This is a genomic window from Protofrankia sp. CiP1_Cm_nod2 (assembly GCF_920664355.1).
GTDB lineage: Bacteria > Actinomycetota > Actinomycetes > Frankiales > Frankiaceae > Protofrankia.
In genome coordinates, this window is record NZ_CAKKTL010000064.1 from 1 (window position 1) to 4,113 (window position 4,113).

The window sequence follows — 4,113 nt, forward strand, 5'->3', positions numbered from 1 at the left end:
GCGGCGCCAGCCCCGCCACCGGCGGGAGCATGCTGGAGGTCCTGCTGCCCCTGCGTCCCACCGGCAGCCGTCCTCCGCTGTTCTGCGTCCATCCGGCTGGCGGTATCAGCTGGCCCTATATCGGGCTGGCGCGTTACCTCGCGGACCATCCGCTCTACGGCCTGCAGGCACGGGGCCTGGCCGGGCCGGAAGAGCTGCCGGCCACCCTGGAGGAGATGGTCGCCGACTATCTCGAGCAGATCCGCGCGGCCCAACCGGCCGGGCCCTACCACCTGCTCGGCTGGTCCTTCGGCGGTGTGGTGGCCCATGCCCTGGCCGCCGAGCTCCAACGCGCCGGTGAGCAGGTCGCGCTCCTGGCCCTGCTCGACGCCTATCCCCTCGGGGCGGAATCCTCGCAAGAAGCGGCACCGCTCAGCGAACGGGACGTCCTCACTCTCCTCCTCGACGCCGCCGGCCTCAGCGAAGAGGGGCCACTCGACGAGGAACTGGACCGTGACCGCGTGATGGACCTCCTACGCCGCAAACGCACCATTCCGGCGGAACTCCTGGAAGAGCGCGCACTGGCAGCCGTCATCGATGTCTCCAACAACAACGTCCGGCTGCTGCGGGGATTCACCCCCGGCCGCTTCGACGGGGACCTGCTGCTGTTCACCGCGGCCCAGCCCGCCCCCGACAGCCCGCCTGACGACCACCCGACACCGCGGGCATGGCAGCCGTACGTCGATGGCATGATCACCATCCACGCCATCGCAAGCACGCACCATCACATGATGCGGCCCGAGGCACTGGCCCAGCTCGGGCCGATTCTGGCCGCCGCGCTCGAAGAAACCGGCCGGCGTCGTCCCACCCAGGGAAGCTGAAAGCCCGTGGCCAGCCCTTTCGAGGACGGGGACCGGAGACAGTATCTGCCCCGTCCTCGAAGGGGGAACCGCCTCCATCCGGGATGGATCCGCGGCTCGCGGGGAATCCGCGAGCCGCGGGAAACCGTCCCCCGCGCCGCGTCAGAAAAGGGTCAGGGGCTCGGTCGGTATCGGCTGGGGCAGCGCGTCGAGTCCGGGCACGCGTACCCGGACCTCGTCGTGGAAGCGGCGGGCGAGCGGCGGTGCGTCGGCGTTGTCCGGAGTATGGACAAAAACGGTGGGTGACCGGCCCTCACGCAGCCATCCGGCGACAATGTCGATCCAACGCTGCCAGCCTTCGATCGTCCGCTCGGCGGCGTCGCGGCCGAGGTAGCGGACGATCGGCCGGTCGGTCAACGCGAGCGGCCGCAGCGGCAGGCGCGGTTTCCTCGTCCATGCGTCCCGTTCGGCATCGCTGCTGGGAGGGCTCTGGAAGAATGCGGTGGTGTCGAATGGGATCCATTCGGCGGCCACGGTGGCAAGCGCCGCTTCGAGGAGCCGCGCCGCGCGAGGATCGTTGAAGAACGCGGGGTGACGGACCTCCACGGCGTACCGGTGGGACCTGGTGAGCCGGCACAGAAAGCGGGCGAGCGCGGGGACGTCGGCAGGAGCGAACGACCCCGGCAGCTGTATCCAGAGGGCATGGGCCCGTGGGCCGAGCGGCTCGATCGCCGCCAGGAAGGCGTGCAGCGCCTCGTCGACGTCCGTGAGACGGCGTTCGTGCGTGATGACCTTTGGCATCTTGATCACAAACCGGAAGTCGGGGCCGGTCTGCCGTGCCCACGAAACCACGGTGTCGCTGGCCGGGGTCGCGTAGAACGTCGTGTTTCCTTCGACCGCGTTGCACCAGCTCGCGTAGTGGCGCAGACGCTCGTGGGACGGGAGCGGATGTGCCAGCAGACGCCCCTGCCATGACCTGTGCGTCCACATCGCGCATCCCACGTGAAGACGCATGGCCCCGAGCCCTCCGTGAACGAGCCGCGCCCATGACAGCCGGGCCCGAGCTCGCCCTCCAGGTCTCGACCGTGACACACGCAGCACACATACCTGTACGGACGTACTGTATCCAGGCGCCGGGCCCGCCCCGGCGACGGAACGCACGTCTCCGGGCCCCAGCTCCTGTTCCAGCACCGGCCAGACGCCGGCTGGGCACGGCCGGTTCACGTCGCGGACCAGCCGGCCGACCGGTCCGTGAACGGGAACGGGAACGTCCTGGTCAGCCGGGGCCGGCGCGGGCCGGCCGGCCGGCCGGCTGACCAGGATGTCAGGACCGGGCCTCGATCAGGTCATGACCTGATCATGATCAGGTGAGGTCGAACCGGTCGAGGTTCGTCACCTTGGTCCACGCCGCGACGAAGTCGCGCACGAACTTCTCCCGCGCGTCGTCGCTCGCGTAGACCTCCGCGAGCGCGCGCAGCTCGGAGTTCGAGCCGAAGATGAGGTCGACGCGGCTGGCGGTCCACCTGACCTCGCCCGTGGCACTGTCGCGGCCCTCGAAGGTGTTCGCGTCCTCGGACGTCGGCTCCCACGTCGTGCCCAGGTCGAGCAGGTTGACGAAGAAGTCGTTGGTCAGCGTCCCGGGGGCCGTGGTGAGGACCCCGAGCGGCGACTGCCCGTAGTTCGCCCCCAGGACACGCAGACCACCGATGAGGACCGTCAGCTCGGGGGCGCTCAGGGTCAGCAGGTTCGCCCGGTCGATCAGCAGGAGCTCGGCCGGCAGGTGCTGGCCCTTCCCGAGGTAGCTGCGGAACCCGTCCGCGGCCGGCTCGAGCACAGCGAACGACTCCACGTCGGTCTGCTCCTGCGACGCGTCGGTCCGTCCCGGCGTGAAGGGGACCTCGACGTCGAAGCCGGCGTTCCTGGCGGCCCGTTCGACCGCGGCGTCACCGGCGAGCACGATCAGGTCGGCGAGCGAGATCCGCTTGCCACCGGTCTGGGCGGCGTTGAAGGCCTCCTGGATCCCCGTGAGGGCGCGCAGGACCACGGCCAGCTGGTCGGGCTCGTTGACCTCCCAGGCGCGCTGCGGCTCGAGGCGGATGCGCGCGCCGTTGGCGCCGCCGCGCTTGTCGCTGCCGCGGAACGACGCGGCCGCCGCCCAGGTGGTCCTGACCAGCTGTGAGACGGACAGGCCCGAGGCGAGGATCCGCTCCTTGAGGGCGGCGGCGTCCGCGGCGTCGACGAGCTCGTGGGCCACCGGCGGGACCGGGTCCTGCCACAGCAGCGGCTCGGCCGGGACCTCCGGGCCGAGGTAACGCGAGACCGGCCCCAGGTCGCGGTGCGTCAGCTTGAACCACGCCCGGGCGAACGCGTCCGCGAACTGGTCCGGGTGCTCCAGGAAGCGCCGGGCGATGGGCTCGTAGATCGGGTCGAGCCGCAGCGAGAGGTCCGTCGTCAGCATTGTCGGGGCGTGACGCTTCGACGGGTCGTGGGCGTCGGGGACGGTGCCGGCGCCGGCGCCGTCCGCCGGCTTCCACTGGTACGCCCCGGCAGGGCTCTTCGTCAGCTGCCACTCGTAGCCGAACAGGGTTTCGAGGAAGCTGTTGTCCCAGGTCACCGGGGTAGGCGTCCACGCGCCCTCGAGCCCGCTGGTGATCGTGTCCCCGCCCTTGCCGGTGCCGAAGGTGTTCTTCCAGCCGAGGCCCTGCTCCTCGATGGGGGCGGCCTCGGGCTCCGGGCCGATGTGCTCGTCCGGGCTGGCCGCGCCGTGGGTCTTGCCGAAGCTGTGGCCGCCGGCGATCAGGGCGACCGTCTCCTCGTCGTTCATCGCCATCCGGCGGAACGTCTCGCGGATGTCGCGGGCCGCGGCGACCGGGTCCGGGACGCCGTTCGGGCCTTCCGGGTTGACGTAGATGAGGCCCATCTGGACCGCGGCGAGGGGGTTCTCGAGCTCCCGGTCACCGGTGTAGCGCTCGTCGCCGAGCCAGACGCTCTCGGGGCCCCAGTAGACGTCCTCGTCGGGCTCCCAGACGTCCTCACGGCCGCCGGCGAAGCCGAAGGTCGTGAAGCCCATCGACTCCAGGGCCACGTTGCCGGCGAGGACGAACAGGTCGGCCCAGGAGAGCTGCTGGCCGTACTTCTTCTTGACCGGCCACAGCAGGCGGCGGCCCTTGTCGAGGTTCGCGTTGTCCGGCCAGCTGTTGAGGGGCGCGAAGCGCTGCTGGCCGGCACCGGCGCCACCGCGGCCGTCGCTGATGCGGTACGTGCCCGCGCTGTG

3 protein-coding genes are annotated in these 4,113 nt (G+C 70.9%); 1 reads left to right on the forward strand and 2 read right to left on the reverse strand.

Annotated features, from left to right (window positions below; genetic code table 11):
• Positions 1-860, forward strand: an 860-nt coding sequence (locus NBW84_RS09560) for an alpha/beta fold hydrolase (protein ID WP_250283743.1), incomplete at its 5' end; no start/stop codon positions are given.
• A gap of 141 nt (positions 861-1,001) precedes the next feature.
• Here NBW84_RS09560 and NBW84_RS09565 read toward each other — a convergent pair.
• Together NBW84_RS09565 and katG are read right to left on the reverse strand one after the other, a co-directional pair.
• A complete protein-coding gene (locus tag NBW84_RS09565) occupies positions 1,002-1,853 on the reverse strand; it encodes a DUF72 domain-containing protein (protein ID WP_250283745.1) in 852 nt (283 codons plus the stop codon).
• 349 nt (positions 1,854-2,202) lie between these two features.
• A partial coding sequence (gene katG / locus NBW84_RS09570; RefSeq protein ID WP_250283746.1) for a catalase/peroxidase HPI occupies positions 2,203-4,113 on the reverse strand: 1,911 nt, incomplete at its 5' end.